This window comes from Acidovorax sp. M2(2025) (genome assembly GCF_049330835.1).
Taxonomy (GTDB): Bacteria; Pseudomonadota; Gammaproteobacteria; order Burkholderiales; family Burkholderiaceae_C; genus Acidovorax.
Window position 1 is genome coordinate 4,193,891 of record NZ_CP186262.1, and the last position, 16,507, is coordinate 4,210,397.

At 68.2% G+C, this 16,507-nt stretch carries 15 protein-coding genes; 9 read left to right on the top strand and 6 right to left on the bottom strand.

Features of this window, described 5'->3' with window-relative positions; genetic code table 11:
* The first annotated feature begins 340 nt into the window (after positions 1-340).
* Together ACOYR3_RS19265 and groL are read left to right on the top strand one after the other, a co-directional pair.
* Positions 341-631: a co-chaperone GroES gene (locus ACOYR3_RS19265; protein ID WP_011804151.1), complete on the top strand. Its 291-nt coding sequence runs from the start codon at positions 341-343 to the stop codon at positions 629-631.
* 82 nt (positions 632-713) lie between these two features.
* Positions 714-2,360, top strand: coding sequence for a chaperonin GroEL (gene groL / locus ACOYR3_RS19270; protein WP_422843913.1), 1,647 nt, complete (start codon positions 714-716; stop codon positions 2,358-2,360).
* Positions 2,361-2,467: 107 nt separating this feature from the next.
* Here groL and ACOYR3_RS19275 read toward each other — a convergent pair whose 3' ends face one another.
* From ACOYR3_RS19275 to edd, 3 genes are all read right to left on the bottom strand, one after another.
* A complete protein-coding gene (locus ACOYR3_RS19275; protein WP_209817738.1) occupies positions 2,468-2,767 on the bottom strand; it encodes a DUF805 domain-containing protein in 300 nt (99 codons plus the stop codon).
* A 251-nt stretch (positions 2,768-3,018) separates the two neighbouring features.
* Positions 3,019-3,648: a bifunctional 4-hydroxy-2-oxoglutarate aldolase/2-dehydro-3-deoxy-phosphogluconate aldolase gene (eda, locus tag ACOYR3_RS19280; protein WP_422843914.1), complete on the bottom strand. Its 630-nt coding sequence runs from the start codon at positions 3,646-3,648 to the stop codon at positions 3,019-3,021.
* Positions 3,649-3,716: 68 nt separating this feature from the next.
* Positions 3,717-5,486: a phosphogluconate dehydratase gene (edd, locus tag ACOYR3_RS19285; protein ID WP_422843915.1), complete on the bottom strand. Its 1,770-nt coding sequence runs from the start codon at positions 5,484-5,486 to the stop codon at positions 3,717-3,719.
* 371 nt (positions 5,487-5,857) lie between these two features.
* On the opposite strand from edd, the gene ACOYR3_RS19290 reads away from it, so the two are divergent.
* The 3 genes from ACOYR3_RS19290 (at position 5,858) to ACOYR3_RS19300 (ending at position 7,707) form a co-directional block, all read left to right on the top strand.
* Positions 5,858-6,787, top strand: a complete 930-nt coding sequence (locus ACOYR3_RS19290; protein ID WP_422843916.1) for an SMP-30/gluconolactonase/LRE family protein — start codon at positions 5,858-5,860, stop codon at positions 6,785-6,787.
* A gap of 112 nt (positions 6,788-6,899) precedes the next feature.
* Positions 6,900-7,379, top strand: a complete 480-nt coding sequence (locus ACOYR3_RS19295; RefSeq protein WP_422843917.1) for a MerR family transcriptional regulator — start codon at positions 6,900-6,902, stop codon at positions 7,377-7,379.
* On the top strand, positions 7,306-7,707 hold the full coding sequence (locus tag ACOYR3_RS19300; protein WP_422843918.1) for a carboxymuconolactone decarboxylase family protein: 402 nt from the start codon (positions 7,306-7,308) through the stop codon (positions 7,705-7,707). Before ACOYR3_RS19295 ends, ACOYR3_RS19300 begins: the two co-directional genes overlap by 74 nt.
* Before the next feature lie 27 nt (positions 7,708-7,734).
* Here the strand turns inward: ACOYR3_RS19300 and ACOYR3_RS19305 are convergent, their stop codons facing one another.
* Both ACOYR3_RS19305 and pgi read right to left on the bottom strand, forming a co-directional pair.
* Entirely contained in the window at positions 7,735-8,961 is a 1,227-nt protein-coding gene (locus ACOYR3_RS19305; RefSeq protein WP_422843919.1) for an AGE family epimerase/isomerase, read from the bottom strand.
* A 37-nt stretch (positions 8,962-8,998) separates the two neighbouring features.
* The gene (pgi, locus tag ACOYR3_RS19310) at positions 8,999-10,579 is read right to left on the bottom strand and encodes a glucose-6-phosphate isomerase (protein ID WP_422843920.1); all 1,581 of its coding nucleotides are present in this window, start codon (positions 10,577-10,579) and stop codon (positions 8,999-9,001) included.
* A gap of 183 nt (positions 10,580-10,762) precedes the next feature.
* Between pgi and zwf the strand changes: the two genes are divergently transcribed.
* Positions 10,763-12,217: a glucose-6-phosphate dehydrogenase gene (gene zwf / locus ACOYR3_RS19315; RefSeq protein ID WP_422843921.1), complete on the top strand. Its 1,455-nt coding sequence runs from the start codon at positions 10,763-10,765 to the stop codon at positions 12,215-12,217.
* A 51-nt stretch (positions 12,218-12,268) separates the two neighbouring features.
* Here the strand turns inward: zwf and ACOYR3_RS19320 are convergent, their stop codons facing one another.
* Positions 12,269-13,180 (bottom strand): helix-turn-helix domain-containing protein, encoded by a 912-nt coding sequence (locus ACOYR3_RS19320; RefSeq protein ID WP_422843922.1) that lies wholly within the window; start codon positions 13,178-13,180, stop codon positions 12,269-12,271.
* Between the two features lie 126 nt (positions 13,181-13,306).
* Here ACOYR3_RS19320 and ACOYR3_RS19325 point away from each other — a divergent pair, with 126 nt between their 5' ends.
* From ACOYR3_RS19325 to ACOYR3_RS19335, 3 genes are all read left to right on the top strand, one after another.
* Positions 13,307-14,176, top strand: coding sequence for an SDR family NAD(P)-dependent oxidoreductase (locus ACOYR3_RS19325; RefSeq protein WP_422843923.1), 870 nt, complete (start codon positions 13,307-13,309; stop codon positions 14,174-14,176).
* A gap of 158 nt (positions 14,177-14,334) precedes the next feature.
* Positions 14,335-16,104, top strand: coding sequence for an FAD-dependent oxidoreductase (locus tag ACOYR3_RS19330; protein WP_422843924.1), 1,770 nt, complete (start codon positions 14,335-14,337; stop codon positions 16,102-16,104).
* Positions 16,094-16,459 (top strand): NIPSNAP family protein, encoded by a 366-nt coding sequence (locus ACOYR3_RS19335; RefSeq protein ID WP_422843925.1) that lies wholly within the window; start codon positions 16,094-16,096, stop codon positions 16,457-16,459. The genes ACOYR3_RS19330 and ACOYR3_RS19335 overlap by 11 nt, the downstream gene beginning before the upstream one ends.
* Positions 16,460-16,507: the final 48 nt, after the last annotated feature.

Below are 16,507 nucleotides of genomic sequence, written 5' to 3' on the forward strand. Positions count from 1 at the left end.
CGGCCAGCGCTTGCTGCGCAAGCGCTGCAGGACGATTTGATGCACAGGGAACATTGGCAACCGCGCGCCTCGTTGCCGCCCTGCTGCCAGCGACGAAGGGTTGCTGCCGCCCTGCGCGCAAGCCAGCCGGGGGGGCGGCATGGCCTCATGGGGATGTGGGTCGCGCCGCAGTTTGGCCGGCCGGCCGCGGCATGGTCTTGAAACTGCCACAAATGCCCGTATCATTAGCACTCGCTGCGGTCGAGTGCTAACAACACGACACCTGCTGTAGCTTTTGATGGTACCCGGGCTTTCCGGGTGTCCGAATTCCCAGGCTTTTTTCTCACACAGGAGCAATGCAATGAACCTTCGCCCTCTGCACGATCGCGTGATCGTCAAGCGTATCGAAAGCGAAACCACGACCGCTTCGGGCATCGTGATCCCTGACAACGCTGCTGAAAAGCCCGATCAAGGTGAAGTGCTGGCCGTAGGTCCCGGCAAGAAGAATGACAAGGGCGAACTGATCGCCCTGAACGTGAAGGTCGGCGACCGCGTTCTGTTCGGCAAGTACTCGGGCCAGACCGTCAAGGTCAATGGCGACGAACTGCTGGTGATGAAGGAAGACGACCTGTTCGCGGTCGTCGAGAAGTAATTACTCCCAATTTCATAGCTGCTCGCGCTTGCTGAATAAGCGCTGGCGGCCCATTTGATTCAAATTTTCAGGAGCTCCAAACATGGCAGCAAAAGACGTAGTTTTCGGCGGCGAAGCCCGCGCACGCATGGTTGAAGGCGTGAACATCCTGGCCAACGCGGTCAAGGTGACCCTGGGCCCCAAGGGCCGCAACGTGGTGCTGGAGCGCTCGTTCGGCGCCCCCACCGTGACCAAGGACGGTGTGTCCGTGGCCAAGGAAATCGAACTCAAGGACAAGCTGCAGAACATGGGCGCCCAGCTCGTGAAGGAAGTGGCCTCCAAGACCAGCGACAACGCTGGTGACGGCACCACCACCGCCACCGTGCTGGCCCAGGCCATCGTGCGCGAAGGCTCCAAGTACGTGGCCGCCGGCCTGAACCCCATGGATCTGAAGCGCGGCATCGACAAGGCCGTGGCCGCCCTGGTGGAAGAGCTGAAGAAGGCTTCCAAGCCCACCACCACCTCCAAGGAAATCGCCCAAGTGGGTTCGATCTCCGCCAACTCCGACGCATCCATCGGCCAGATCATTGCTGACGCCATGGACAAGGTCGGCAAGGAAGGCGTGATCACCGTGGAAGACGGCAAGTCGCTGCAAAACGAGCTGGATGTCGTCGAAGGCATGCAGTTCGACCGCGGCTACCTGTCGCCCTACTTCATCAACAACCCCGAAAAGCAGGCCGCCCTGCTGGACAACCCCTTCGTGCTGCTGTTCGACAAGAAGATCAGCAACATCCGCGACCTGCTGCCCACGCTGGAACAAGTCGCCAAGGCCGGCCGTCCCCTGCTGATCATTGCCGAAGAAGTCGAGGGCGAAGCCCTGGCAACGCTGGTGGTCAACACCATCCGCGGCATCCTGAAGGTCGTGGCCGTGAAGGCTCCTGGCTTCGGCGACCGCCGCAAGGCCATGCTGGAAGACATCGCCATCCTGACGGGCGGCAAGGTCATCGCTGAAGAAGTGGGCCTGTCCCTGGAAAAGGTCACGCTGGCCGACCTGGGCCAAGCCAAGCGCATCGAAGTGGGCAAGGAAAACACCATCATCATCGACGGTGCTGGCGCTGCTGCCGACATCGAAGCCCGCGTGAAGCAAATCCGCATCCAGATCGAAGAAGCGACCAGCGACTACGACCGTGAAAAGCTGCAAGAGCGCGTGGCCAAGCTGGCCGGCGGCGTGGCAGTGATCAAGGTCGGCGCTGCGACCGAAGTCGAAATGAAGGAAAAGAAGGCCCGCGTGGAAGACGCCCTGCACGCCACCCGCGCTGCAGTGGAAGAAGGCATCGTGGCCGGCGGTGGCGTGGCCCTGCTGCGCGCACGCCAGGCTGCTGGTGACATCAAGGGCGACAACGCCGACCAGGACGCCGGCGTGAAGCTGATCCTGAAGGCCATCGAAGCCCCCCTGCGCGAGATCGTCTACAACGCCGGCGGCGAGCCTTCGGTGGTGGTGAACGCCGTGCTGAACGGCAAGGGCAACTACGGCTTCAACGCCGCCAACGACACCTACGGCGACATGATCGAAATGGGTATCCTGGACCCGACGAAGGTGACCCGTACGGCCCTGCAGAACGCCGCTTCCGTGGCTTCGCTGCTGCTGACGACCGAAGCCATGGTGGCTGAGGCTCCGAAGGACGACGCACCTGCTGCTGGCATGCCCGACATGGGCGGCATGGGCGGCATGGGCGGCATGGGCATGTAAGACGGCCCGGCCTCTGCGCAGTCCCCGGGGCTGCGCAGGACCCAAGCAAGAAAAAACCCGCAGGCCTCACGGCCGGCGGGTTTTTTACTTGGCAGCGCTGCGGGCGCTTATTCGCCGCTGGGCTGCACCCACCAGTAGATCAGCACCAGGAAACCGATGCCGGTAATGGTCAGCAACTGCCACCAGCCCGACCGGCCGATGTCATGCAGCCGGCGCGCGCCCACCGCCAGCGCGGGCAGCAGCAAGGCCAGCGACGCCAGGTTGGCCGCCAATTCGCTCACAAAGCTGGCGACGACCACCACGATGATCTGGAAGAGAAAAAACCACCAGAACTCCGACCGCACAGCGCGGCCCGAGAAGGTGGCGTACTGCCCCAGGCAGCTTTTCACAGCCGACACAAAATCCATACCAAACTCCCTCTCTTAGTGAAACGTTGAACGTTGCAAGGTGACGGAGCCCGCAAGGGCCCCGCGCCATGATAGAGGGACTGCAGGGCAAAGCCCAAGAGGTTTTGGGCAGCGCGCCCGGCAGGTGCGCGCCCCGAGCGCAGCGGACTCTTGCCAGGAAGCAACTCTTATTTTGATAGCGTCCCGCGCTTGCCAGACGGCCGCCAGAGGCGTTTTTGGCACTGAATGAGCTGCACGCCCCGGCTTCGCAGTCAAGCGCCCGTGCGCAGGGCCTGGGTGGCGCGGGCCAGTTCGGTGATGCGCGCCCAGTCGCCCGCGCGCACCGCGTCGGCCGGCGTCAGCCACGAGCCGCCGACGCAGCGCACATTGGGCAGCGCCAGGTACTGGGGTGCCGTGGCCTGTGTAATGCCGCCCGTGGGGCAGAAGCTGACCGCTCCAAACGGGCTGGCCCAGGCCTTCAGCAAGGGAATGCCCCCCGCGGCCTCGGCCGGGAAGAGCTTGAGGAAGCTGAAGCCATCGGCCAGCGCGGCCATGACTTCGCTGGACGTGGCCACGCCGGGCAACAGCGGCAGGTCCAGCGCCTTGCAGGCGGCGCCCACCTCCGGCGTGTAGCCGGGGCTCACCGCAAAGCGCGCACCGGCTTCGCTGGCGCGGCGCGCATCGTCGGCGTTCAGCACCGTGCCCACGCCGACCACGGCTTCGGGCAGGTGGCGGGCAATGGTTTCGATGGCGGGCAGGCCGGCCGGCGTGCGTAGCGTCACCTCCAGCACCTTCACGCCGCCGGCCAGCAGCGCCTCGGCCAGGGGCAAGGCGTCATCGACGCGGTCGATGACGATGACGGGAACAACGGGGCCGTAGCTGGCGATATCAAGCGGGTTCATGGTTTCTTCTTCCTTGTGACGGTGGGCCGAGACAGTGGCGCAGGAATTGGGAAGGCGGTGGCACCGCCCTACAACCAGGTACAGGCGCCCTGCTCCGCCCCCCCGGCATGGCGACGGAAGTTGGTGAACAGTTCCCGGCCAAAGCCGGTGGCGGGGGCTGCGATGTACGGGGCCACGGGGCGGGCCGCCCAGGTGGCTTCGTCGATCAGCACGTCGAGCGTGCCCGCCACCGCGTCCACCCGCACGATGTCGCCGTCCAGCACCTTGGCCAGCGGGCCGCCGGCCAGCGCCTCGGGCGTGACGTGGATGGCGGCGGGCACCTTGCCCGAGGCGCCGCTCATGCGCCCATCGGTCACCAGCGCCACCTTGAAGCCCTGGTTCTGCAGCACCGCCAGCGGCGGGGTGAGCTTGTGCAGCTCGGGCATGCCGTTGGCCTGCGGGCCCTGGAATCGCACCACGGCCACCATGTCCTGGTTCACCTCGCCCGCGCTGAAGGCCGCGAGCAGCGCTTCCTGCGAATCGAACACGCGCGCGGGTGCCTCGATGATGTGGCGGTCTTCCGGCACGGCCGAGACCTTGATCACCGCCCGGCCCAGGCGGCCCTGCAGCAGGCGCAGGCCGCCCGTGGGCGAGAACGGGGCGCTCACCGGCCGCAGCACCGCGGTGTCGCCCGACACCGCCGGCGCGCTTTGGCCGCCGTCGGCAATGCCGCCCGCATTCACGCTCAGCACATCGGGATGCATCAGGCCGTGGGCCAGCAGTTCGCGCAGGATCCACGGCGGGCCGCCCGCGGCCTGGAACTGGTTCACGTCGGCGTCGCCGTTGGGGTACACGCGGGCCAGCAGCGGCACCACGGACGAAAGCTCGTCGAAGTCCGACCAGTCGATGAGGATGCCCGCGCTGCGCGCGATGGCCACCCAGTGGATCAGGTGGTTGGTGGAGCCGCCCGTGGCCAGCAGTGCAGCCATGGCGTTGACGATGCAGCGCTCGTCCACCAGCTTGCCGATGGGCGTGAAGCGGTGGCCGCGCTTGCCGATGTCGAGGACCGTGCGCAGCGCCTGCCGCGTGAAGGCCTCGCGCGTCTCGGTGCCGGGGGATTCGAACGCCGCGCCGGGCACGTGCAGGCCCATGGCCTCCAGCAGCATCTGGTTGCTGTTGGCCGTGCCGTAGAAGGTACAGGTGCCGGGGCTGTGGTACGCGGCCGATTCGGCCTTGAGCAGCTCGTCGCGCCCCACCAGGCCCTGCGCATACTGCTCGCGCACCTTGGCCTTGTCCTTGTTGGACAGGCCCGAGCCCATGGGCCCCGCCGGCACGAACACACAGGGCAGGTGCCCGTAGTGCAGCGCGCCGATCAGCAGGCCGGGCACGATCTTGTCGCACACGCCCAGCAGCAGCGCGCCATCGAACACATCGTGGGACAGCGCTACCGCAGTGGCCATGGCAATGGCATCGCGGGAGAACAGGGACAGCTCCATGCCGGGCGTGCCCTGCGTCACGCCGTCGCACATGGCCGGCACACCGCCCGCGACCTGCACCGTGGCGCCCAGCTTGCCCGCCTCGTCGCGCAGGATGGCGGGGTAGCCCTGGTACGGCTGGTGGGCCGACAGCATGTCGTTGTAGGCCGTGACGATGCCGATGTTGGGCGCCTTCTCCACCGTGACCTTGAACTTGTCAGAGCCCGGCAACGCGGCATACGCATGGGCCAGGTTGGCGCAGCCCATGCGGTCTTGCGCGGGCTTGCGGGCGATCATGGCATCGATGCCGGCAAGGTAGGCGCCGCGGGTGTCTGCGCTGCGCTGGACAATGCGTTCGGTCACGCGCGCTACAACTGGATGCATGGAAGTCTCCATCGGTGGGGTGGCACGGCGGCAGGTCAGCATGCCTGGCGCCTGTTATCTAGAACCTGCTCAAGCTCTTTTCGGGGTCGCACAAGTACCTTGCCGGGATGGGATGCAAGGCGCGGTGCGCGGCCGATAGCCCGGCTATCGGCAAGCGCTGCAACGCTGCAGACCGCCCGGCAAGGCACTTGCCCGTGGGGTTGGAGTGAAATCGGGCGATTGGACGCCCCGGCTGCTTGCATGGGCACGAGCCCATGCGGCGCACCCGAGGCATCCACTCATCCCGATTCCACTCCAATGCGATCCCTGAAAAGAGTTTGAGCAGGTTCTACGCCCTAGAATGTAACTCGATAACCAGCCCGCTTCAACCCATGCCCCTGCAAACCTTGCCTTTGCCGCCGTCCGAACTCGGTGAATCGCCGTTCTGGCATCCGGCCGAAAAATCCCTTTACTGGTGTGACATTCAGGGACACGCAGTGCATGCATGGCAGCCCGAGAGCGGACACCATCGGCAATGGCACATGCCCAGCGAGCCGGGCTGTTGCGCCCCGGTGGCTGGCGGCGGACTGGTAATCGGGTTACGAGACGGTTTCTATCGGCTCGACACTTCGAAGGACAGCGCCGACCCCACCGCCCTCACCTGCCTGGCCCTGCTGCCCGCCGACCAGCACGACACCGCCGTGCTGCGCCTGAACGACGGCCGCTGCGACACCGCAGGCCGCTTCTGGGCGGGCTCGGTCATCACGCCGCGCACAGCGCCAAACGCCGCGCTGTGGTGCCTGCAGGCCGACCCGGCCAGCGCCACGGGCTACAGCGTGCGCCGCAGGGCGGGCGACAACTTCACCGCCAACGGCCTGGCCTTCAGCCCGGACGACCGGACGATGTACTGGTCGAACACGCCCGAGCACCGCATCGACCGGTTCGACTTTGACGTGACCACGGGTGAGATCACGAACCGCCGCCCCTGGGTGCACTTCGACCGCAAGGTGGAAGGCCGGCCCTACGGCGGGCGGCCCGACGGTGCGGCGGTGGACGTGCAGGGCAACTACTGGGTGGCGATGTACGAAGGGGCGTGCGTGATGCAGCTGTCGCCCGCCGGCGAGGTGCTGCAGCGCATTGCGGTGCCGGTGCAGTGCCCGACCATGGTGTGTTTTGGGGGAGAGGACTTGCGGACGCTGTACATCACGTCGGCGCGGGCCGGAAGGCCGGTGGAGGAACAGCAGGCGGCGGTCCCGGCGGGGTCGCTGTTCAGCACCCCGGTGGCGGTGGCGGGGCTGCCCGTGAATTGCTTCCGCGGCTGAACGCCTGCGCGGTGTGCCCCGGGGCGGGGCTGCGGGGATTTTGTGCCCCAGTGGCGGCAAGCGCTTGCAAGGCGCTTGACTTAGAGTGCGCTCAAACTTTCAGAATCGCTCCATGGACTCCCTCCTCACCATTGCCGAAGTTGCCGAGCGCACGGGCCTGACGGCGCACACGCTGCGCTACTACGAGCGCGCGGGCCTGATCGCACCGGTGCCGCGCGCCGCGGGCGGCCAGCGCCGCTATGCGGCCTCGGACATGGAGTGGATCGGATTCCTGCTGCGCCTGCGCGACACGCGGATGCCCATCGGGCAGATGCAGGTGTTTGCGCGGCTGCGCAGCGAAGGGAGCGCGACCACCTCCGAGCGGCGCGAATTGCTGGAGCGGCACCTGGCAGCGGTGGAGGCGGCAATCGCCACCATGGCACAAGCCGCACAGGTGCTGCGCAGCAAGATTGCGCACTACCAGGATCAGGAAACCTCCCTGCGCACCACCCCGCCACCCACCCGCCAAGGAAGTTCCCATGTCCCCCGAAACCAATCCACGCTACCTGCGAGGCCTCGCCAAGCTGCGCGAAATCGACGGCCAGGCCGGTGAGCACGTCGTTGCCAGCCTGGACGGTATTGCGCCCGACTTTGCCCGCTACCTCATCGAATTCCCGTTCGGCGACATCTATTCCCGCCCCGGCCTGGACCTGCGCAGCCGCGAGATCGCGGTGGTCGCAGCGCTCACGGCACTGGGCAACGCCACACCGCAGCTCAAGGTGCATTTGCGGGCGGCGCTGAACGTCGGCGTCACGCGGGAGGAAACCGTCGAGGTCCTCATGCAGATGGCCGTTTACGCGGGCTTTCCCGCAGCCCTCAACGGGCTGGCTGCTGCGCGGGAGGTGTTCGCAGCGCTCGACGCCGAGACGGCCGCTGCGTGAAGCTTCTGGCGGCGGCTCGTGCCGCGGCTAGCCCGCCCGCAGGGCCCGCAGCACGTCGTCACACGCGCCCATGTTGTGGTAGTCCACCTTTCCCGCGTTGCTCTTCTCGCGGGTGGTGTTGCGGTTGTCGCGGTGCAGGATGCGAAACCACGCGCCGTGTTCGTGGTCCACAAAATGCGCCCAGCAGTAGGCCCAGATGCGGTCGTACCACTGCCAATACTGATCGTCGCCCGTTCGCACGGCGAGCATCGCAGCGGCGGCCATGCTCTCGGCCTGGACCCAATGGTATTTGCCGTCGTCGCAGATGCTGCCGTCGGGCGCCATGCCGTAGTACAGGCCGCCGTGCTCGGCGTCCCAGCCGCGCTCCACGGCGGCATCGAACAGGCGCCGTGCGCAGGGCAGATGCCAGTCGGCGGGCTGCAGCGCATCCAGCTGCAAGAGCAGCTTGGCCCATTCGGTCTGGTGGCCGATCTGGTAGCCCCACGGGCGGAAGATGTTGCTGCGGTCGTGGCGGTTGTAGTCCCAGTCCACCGACCAGTCGGCGTGGAAATGCTCCCACACCCAGCCTTCGGCCGCGGGGGCCAGCGCACGGGTGGACAGCGCGGCCTGCCGCTGGCAGATGCCTTGGGCCAGCCGTTCGGCACGCTCGATATAGCGGCGCTCGCCCGTGGCGCGGAAGGCCGAGATCATGGCTTCGCAGGCGTGCATGTTGGCGTTCTGGCCGCGGTAGCCGGTGAGCTGCCAGTCGGAGCTGGCCTCGTCGGCATACAGGCCCGCGGCGGGTTGCCAGAAGTGCAGCTCGGCGGTGTCGAAGGCCTCGGCCAGCCACGCGCGGGCTTCGGATACGCCGGCCTCGCAGGCGCGGGCGTAGGCCAGCATTACAAAGGCCATGCCATAGCAATGCCGCGTGGCGTCCTGCACAGTGGCCAGGCCCCCGTGCCAGTCGATCAGCCACGCGTAGCCGCCGGTGGCAGGGTCCAGGAAGGCCGTGCGCAAAAACGCGAGCGCATGGCGCATGCCCGCCTCGTAGCGCGCCTCGCCCGTGGCGCGGTAGAGCATGGCGTGCGTGACCACGAAGCGCGTGGCGCTGACGAGGTGGCGGGTTCGCGTGTCGTACACCGTGCCGTCGTCCAGAAAAAAGTGGTGCTGGCCGCCCGTGGGGTCGGTGGCGACGGGGTCATAGAACGCCATGGTGTCGCGCAGATGCTGGCGCAAAAAGGCGGCGGAGCGAAAGTCCGGCAGGGACGCGGTCATGGTGGTTGTCTCCTGAACCGTTCGGGCCCGAGGCGGGCTATCCGCCGCATCCTTGCACGCTGCGCAAACGCGCAAGCAGGCCTGCCGTCGAGCCATCCAGCCCCGCCACATCCCCGCTGCCCAGGCGCGCCTCGATATCCTTGGCCAGCACCTTGCCCAGTTCCACGCCCCACTGGTCAAAGCTGTTGATGCCCCACAGGGCGCCGCTCACAAACACCCGGTGCTCCTGCAGCGCGATCAGCGCGCCCAGCGATGCGGGGTTCAGTTCATCCAGCAGCAAAAAGGTGCTGGGCCGGTTGCCCGGGAAGTGGCGGTGCGCGTCCTCGCCCGCCTTGCCCACCATCAGCGCCTGGGCCTGGGCCAAGGCGTTGGCCAGCAGTTTGTCCTGGTGGCCGGGCAGCGGGTGCGTGGGCTGGCGCACGGCAATGATCTCCAGCGGGATCACGTCCGTGCCCTGGTGCAGCATCTGGAAGAACGCGTGCTGGCCGTTGGTGCCGGGCTCGCCCCACAGCACGGGCGAGGTGGCCACGGTCAGCGGCGTGCCGTTCCTCGCCACGCGCTTGCCGTTGCTCTCCATCTCCAGCTGCTGCAGGTAGGCCGGCAGGCGGCGCAGCGCCGCGTGGTAGGGCGCGATGCAGCGGCTGGTGAAACCGTGGAAGTTGCGGTACCACACGTCCAGCAGGCCCAGGCGCACGGGCAGGTTGGCTTGCAGCGGGGCCGTGCGGAAGTGCTCGTCCATGGCGTGCGCGCCGGCCAGCAGCTCGCGAAAGCCCTGCGCACCGATGGCGATGGCCATCGGCAGGCCGATGGCGGACCACAGCGAGTAGCGCCCGCCCACCCAGTCCCAGAAGCCGAAGGTGGTGGTGATGCCCAGGGCGCTCGCGGCCTGCACGTTGGTGGTGAGCGCAGCAAAGTGGCGCGCCACGTTGCGCCCACCCTGCGCGGCAAACCACGCCAGGGCCGAGCGTGCGTTGGTCATGGTCTCGGCCGTGGTGAAGGTCTTGGAGGCGACCAGGAACAGCGTGCCCTCAGGCCGCAGGGTGCGCAGCACGCTGTGCAGTTCGTGCCCGTCCACGTTGGAGACAAAGTGAAAGCGCTTGCCGGGGGTGCGCTGCTGCTCCAGCGCCAGCACCGCCATGTGCGGGCCCAGGTCCGAGCCGCCGATGCCGATGTTCACCACGTCGGTAATGGCGTCGTCGGCGCGCAGGGCCTCGGCATAGGCGAGCATCGCGTCCAGCGTGGCGTGCACGGCGGCCAGGTCGGCCGCCACCTGGGGCGCATCGCCCGGCAGCGCCAGGCCGGCGGGGCGGCGCAGCAGGGTGTGCAGCACGGCGCGGCCTTCGGTGGTGTTGATGGGCTGGCCGGCCAGCATGGCGTCGCGCTGTGCGGGCAGATCGCAGGCGCGGGCCAGGTCCAGCAACAGGGCCTCGGTGGGTTCGTCCCACAGGTTCTTCGACAGGTCGGCAAACACGCCGGGCGCCGTCTGGCTGAAGTGCTCAAAGCGGCTGGAGCCCGCGGCCGGCGCAAAGGCCTGGCGCAGGTCGAACGCGCGCCCGGCGGTGTCAAACGCGGCCTGCAGCGCAGCCCACGCGGGAGTTTGGTCACATCGAAGGTGCATGGCTAACGGGGATGGGATCACAGAACAGCAGCGCGCAATGGTAACTTGATTACAAAAATGCGCCGATACTTTGTTGCAATCCTCTGAATCAAATCTTTGTAGGACAACAGCTCGCCAAAAATAATGTAACGAGATTACAATTTTGAGCCCAACACAACTTCAGCCCACGCACGGAGACCCCCCATGAGTTTTGACCTTGTCCTGTTCGGCGGAACCGGTGATCTGGCCTGGCGCAAGCTGATGCCAGCCCTGTTCCAGGCGTTTCGCCACGGGACACTGCCCGAGGGGGGCCGCATCATCGCCGTCGCGCGCGACGAGCACAGCCATGAACAATACCGCAGCCTGATCCAGTCGCGGTTTGACAGCGTGGAACTGGCCAAGCGCCCCACCCCCGACGAGTTCGAGCGCTTTGGCGCGCTGCTGCACTACCTGCGCATGGACCTGTCGCAAAGCGCCGACTACGAGCGCTTGGCCGCCATGCTGCGCGAGCGCAATGCGGATTCGGTGGTGATGTACGTGGCGACCGCGCCCAGCCTGTTCACGAACGTGTGCGAGCAGATCGCGGCCGTGGGCCTGAACGGCCCGAACACCCGCGTGGTACTGGAAAAGCCCCTGGGGCACGACCTGGCGTCCAATCAGGCCATCAACGACACGCTGCGGCGGGTGCTCAAGGAAGAGCAGGTCTTTCGCATCGACCACTACTTGGGCAAGCCCTCGGTGCAGAACCTGTTTGCGCTGCGCTTTGGCAACACGCTGTTCGAGCCCCTGTGGCGGCGCGAAACCATTGCCAACATCCAGATCACCATTGCCGAAGAACTGGGCGTGGAAACGCGCGGAGCCTTCTACGACCAGACCGGCGCACTGCGCGACATGGTGCAGAACCATGCGCTGCAGCTGCTGTGCGCCATCGGCATGGAGCCGCCCATCAACTCCAGTGCCAACGCCATTCGCGACGAAAAGCTCAAGGTGCTGCAGGCGCTCAAGCCCTGGACTCTGGAGACCATCGGGCAGCATGTGATCCGCGGCCAGTATGTCGCGGGTACGCACCAGGGCCACCCGGTGCCAGGGTATCTGCAGGAAAAGGGCGTGAACCCCGCCAGCACCACCGAGACCTTCGTGGCCCTGCGCACCGAGATCAGCAACTGGCGCTGGGCCGGGGTACCCTTCTACATCCGCACCGGCAAGCGGCTGGCCGGGCGCGATGCGCACATCGTCGTCAACTTCCGGCCCGTGCCCCACCCGATCTTCAAGACGCCCGCGGGCGCCGCCAACCGCCTGGTGATCAACCTGCAGCCGCGGGACGGGCTGGAGCTGCACCTGATGGCGCAAGGGGCGGCCCAGCACCAGACGGAGCCCGCCCTGTCGCAGGTGCACCTGAACCTGGACTTTGACCAGCGCTTTGGCGCCGAGCGCGTGGGCGCCTATGAGCGCCTGCTGCTCGACGTGATCGCCGGGCGCCTGAACCTGTTCGTGCGCAGCGACGAGCAGGAGGAAGCCTGGCGCTGGGTGGAGCCCATCCTTCAGTACTGGAAGAACGACCCCGCCGGCCCCCGCCTCTATGCGGCCGGCAGCTGGGGGCCTCGCGCTGCCAGCGCGATGATTGCGCGCGACGGCCACTGCTGGAGCGAAGAGATGTGACCAGGGGAGGCCGCGGCTGCGCACCGCCGTGTTCTGCCGCCGCCGCGCAGCCTACGCACCCGCCAGCTGGGCCCGCGCCTCGCGCCGGAAGTCGGTCGGGCGCTGGCCGGTCTGCCGCTTGAAGAAGCGCCCGAAGTACGCCTCGTCGCCAAAGCCCAGCTCTGCGGCGATCTGCTTGACCGAAAGCGAGGAGTACACCAGCTCGCGCTGGGCCTCGTGCACCACGCGGGCGTTGACCACCTCCTGCGCCGAGACCCCCAGCACTTCGCGGCACAGCCGGGAGAGCTGCCCCACCGAAATGCCCAGCGCCTGCGCGTAGTAGTGCACGGGCGTGTGCTGCCGCACGTGGGTGTCCAGCAGGGCGCGAAACCGCTCGATCTGCCCCGCCCTGCGGGACGGCAAGGCTTCGGGCAGCGCCGTGGCGGACTGGGCCAGCCGGGCGATCTGCACGAACAGCGCCACCAGCAGCGGCATGCCGGCGGCACGCACCCCGCCGTCCACGTGGGCCTCCTGGTCGATCACCTGGAACAAGGGCTGCAGCGCTTGCGCGTGGCGCCCGTCGGGGTCCACGGGCAGCACCAGCGGGCGGCGGATGTGTTCCAGCAGCTCCGGCGCCGCCAGCGCGGCCAGCGACTCCAGGGGCTTCTGGGCGGCGGTGATCACCGGGCCATCCGTGCCCGGGTGGAAGCTGAAGCCGTGCACGGTGCGCGCCGGCACCACCACCAGGCAGGGCGGATGCAGCGGCCAGCGCTTTCCGTCCATCAGCGCACTGCCGCCATCCCCGCCCGAGGTGAGGTACAGCACCTGGATCAGCCCCTCGTGAAAGTGCAGATCGATCTCCCAGCCAAACAGGCTGGAGCGCTCGGGTACGCGTTCCAGATGCACCAGGTCCGCCCAGGCCGGCGATGCATCCGGCGTGCCGTACAGCGCAAACTGGCGCACGGTGCCTGGCTCGATTCTCATGGTTTGTACGGATCCCCGCAGTGGTGGAAATGCACGAATTGTCCTGTTCATCGCCCGCTTTGTCGATTGAGGGAAACCGCCTTGTGCGAGATGCTTCACCCCATCAAAACAAGGAGACAACGGACCATGCATTCCACCGACACCCGCACGGCGCACCTCGGTGCAGCGCCCACATTCGACCGGGACTGGCTGGGCCTGCAGGGGCGCGTCTGTGTCGTGACCGGGGCCGGCAGCGGCATCGGAGCGGCCATGGCAGAGGCCTTTGCCGCCGCAGGCGCCCAGGTGGCCGTGCTGGACCGCAACGGGGACGCCGCCCGGCAGGTGGCCGGCCGGCTGGCAGCGCAAGGCGGCCGCGCCCTGGCCGTGCCGTGCGACATCGTCGACGAACCCGCCGTGCTCGCCGCCGCCGAACTGGTGCGCGAAAGCCTGGGCCCGGCGGCCGTCCTGGTGAACAACGCGGGCCTGCTTCGTCCGGGCAACCTCGACAACGTCGCCCTGGCCGACTGGAACGCCGTGCTGGCCGTCAACCTCACGGGCTACCTGCTGTGCGCGCGGGCGTTCGGACAGCACATGCTGCAGGCCGGGCGCGGCGCGCTGGTCCACGTGGCCTCGGTGTCGGCCCTGCATCCGCAAACGGCCAGCGGCGCCTACAGCGCCAGCAAGGCGGGGGTGCTGCTGCTGTCGCGCCAGCTGGCCGCGGAGTGGGGCCCGCGCGGCGTGCGCAGCAACGCCCTCTGCCCCGGGATGATTCGCACCGCGCTGTCCGCCCGCTTCTATGAAGAGCCCGGCTTCGAGGCCCGCCGCGCCGCGGCCACGGCGAGCCGCCGCGTGGGCGAACCGCAGGACATTGCCGAGCCGGCGCTGTTCCTGGCCAGCGACCGCTCGGCCTATGTGAACGGTGCGGAGCTGGTGGTGGACGGCGGGCTGGGCTGCATGCTGATGGACATGGTGCCCCGCCCGGGCTTCAACCACACGCCGGCGGCCCAGGCCGCCTGACGCACCGATCCCTCTCGCCCCCCGCAACGCACCCGCCGCGTCCAGCCGTTTCGAGCCGCCTCGAGCCGCCTCGAGCCGCGCACACACGGTGCGGGCTGCCGCATGGGCCGCCCCAGGTGCTGCGCGCGAGGCCCCCCCTCTACCAAGGAGACTGCCCCATGACCTCTTCCCTGCCTGCCCGCCAGGATCTCACGTGCGACCTGCTGGTCGTTGGCTCCGGCGCCGGCGGCCTGTCGACCGCCATCACGGCCCGCAAACACGGCCTCGATGTGGTCGTGATCGAAAAAGCGCCCTGCTTTGGCGGCACCACCGCCTTCTCGGGCGGGGTGCTGTGGATCCCCGGCAACACGCAGTGCGCCGCGCCCGACAGCCGCGAAGCCCAGCGGGCCTACCTGAAGGACCAGACCGGCGCCTTCTACGAGCCGGCGGCCATCGAGGCGTTTCTGGACCATGCGCCCGAGATGGTGGCCTGGTTCGAGCGCGAGACCGCCGTGCGCTTTGTTCCCACGCTCTACCCCGACTACCACCCCGACGCACCGGGCGGGGCGCCCGTCGGCCGTTCCATCCTGGCCGCACCCTACGACGCGAGCCAGCTGGGGCCGGAGCTGGCGCGGCTGCGCCCCCCGCTGTCCACGATCACCTTCGTGGGCATGATGTTCAATTCGTCCAACGCCGACCTCAAGCATTTCTTCCGTGCCACCAAGTCGCTGGTATCGGCCGCCTATGTGGCGCGGCGGCTGGGGGGGCACCTGTTGGATCTGCTGCGCTACCGCCGTGGCGTGCAGGTGACCAGCGGCAATGCCCTGGCCGCCCGGCTGGCCAAGAGCTGCTTCGACCTGGGCATTCCCATCCACACCGAGGCCGAGGCCCGCGAGCTGCTGCGCACGGGCGACCGGGTGGAGGGTGCGCGGGTTCGCACGCCCCAGGGCGAACTGCGCATCCATGCCCGCCGGGGCGTGGTGCTCGCGTGCGGCGGCTACCCGCATGACGTGGCGCGCACCACGCGCCGCTATCCGCACCTGGCGCGCGGCGGCGAGCACCATTCCCCCGTTCCGGCGGAAAACACGGGTGACGGCCTGCGCCTGGCCGAGCAGGTGGGCGGGCTGGTGGACGAGCGGTTTGACGGCACGGGCACCGCCGCATGGATGCCGGTGTCCCGCGTGCCGATGGGGCCGGGCCGCACGGGACTCTTTCCGCACCTGCTGGACCGGTACAAGCCCGGCATCATCGGCGTGCTGCGCAACGGCCGGCGCTTCACCAACGAATCCCACTCGTACCACGACGTGGGCGCGGCGATGATCGACGCCTGCCGCGGCCAGGACGAGACCGCCATGTGGCTGCTCTGCGATCAGGCAACGCTCTCCAAGTACGGCCTGGGCTACGCCAAGCCGGCGCCCATGCCGGTGGGCGGACTGGTCCGCAAAGGCTACCTCTTCAAGGGCCGCACGCTGGCCGCGCTGGCCCAGGCCGCCGGCATCGACCCCGCCGGGCTGGAGGCCACCGTGCGCGCCTACAACGAAGGCGCCCGCACCGGCGAGGACCGCCAGTTTGGCCGCGGAACCACCGCATTCAACCGCTACCTGGCCGACCCGGACCAGCAGCCCAACCCGTGCGTGGCCCCCATCGGCGCCGGGCCCTACTACGCCGTGAAGGTGGTGATGGGCGACCTGGGGACCTTCGAGGGCTTGCGCACCACCACCGAAGGCCAGGTGCTCCGCGCCGACGGGCAGGCCGTGCCCGGGCTCTACGCCGTGGGCAACGACCGCACCAGCATCATGGGCGGCAACTACCCCGGCGCGGGCATCACCCTCGGGCCCGCCATGACCTTCGGCTGGATCACCGGCCGCCACGTGGCAGGCGCATGGCCGCCCGGCACGGCACGGACACCGGCGCAGGCCGCAACCCGGGAGGCATGCCATGCCGCATGAGCACTTGTCCCGCCCCTTGTCCAAGCCGCTGGTGGACCACCGCGTCTACACCATCCGGCTGCGCAAGATGGGGGAGTTTCTGGAGGTCTTCAACCGCATGGCCATGCCCGTGCTGATGCAGACGCTCGCGCATCCCGTGGGCTTCTACGTGAGCCATGTCGGCCCCCTGAACCAGTTCACGCACCTGTGGGCCTACGACGACCTGGCCGACTACGAGCGCCGCTGCCAGGCCCGCGACAGCCACCCGGACTTTGCAGCCTACCTGGCCGCTTCCGAACACCTGATCGCCGCGCAGGAAACCCGGCTGGTGCGCGCCATCCCCATGCCGGGCTGGAGGGCGCCGCCGCCCCCCTGAGCCCCCATCTTTCCCCACCGCAAAAAAACGCAGATCAACACCAGGAGA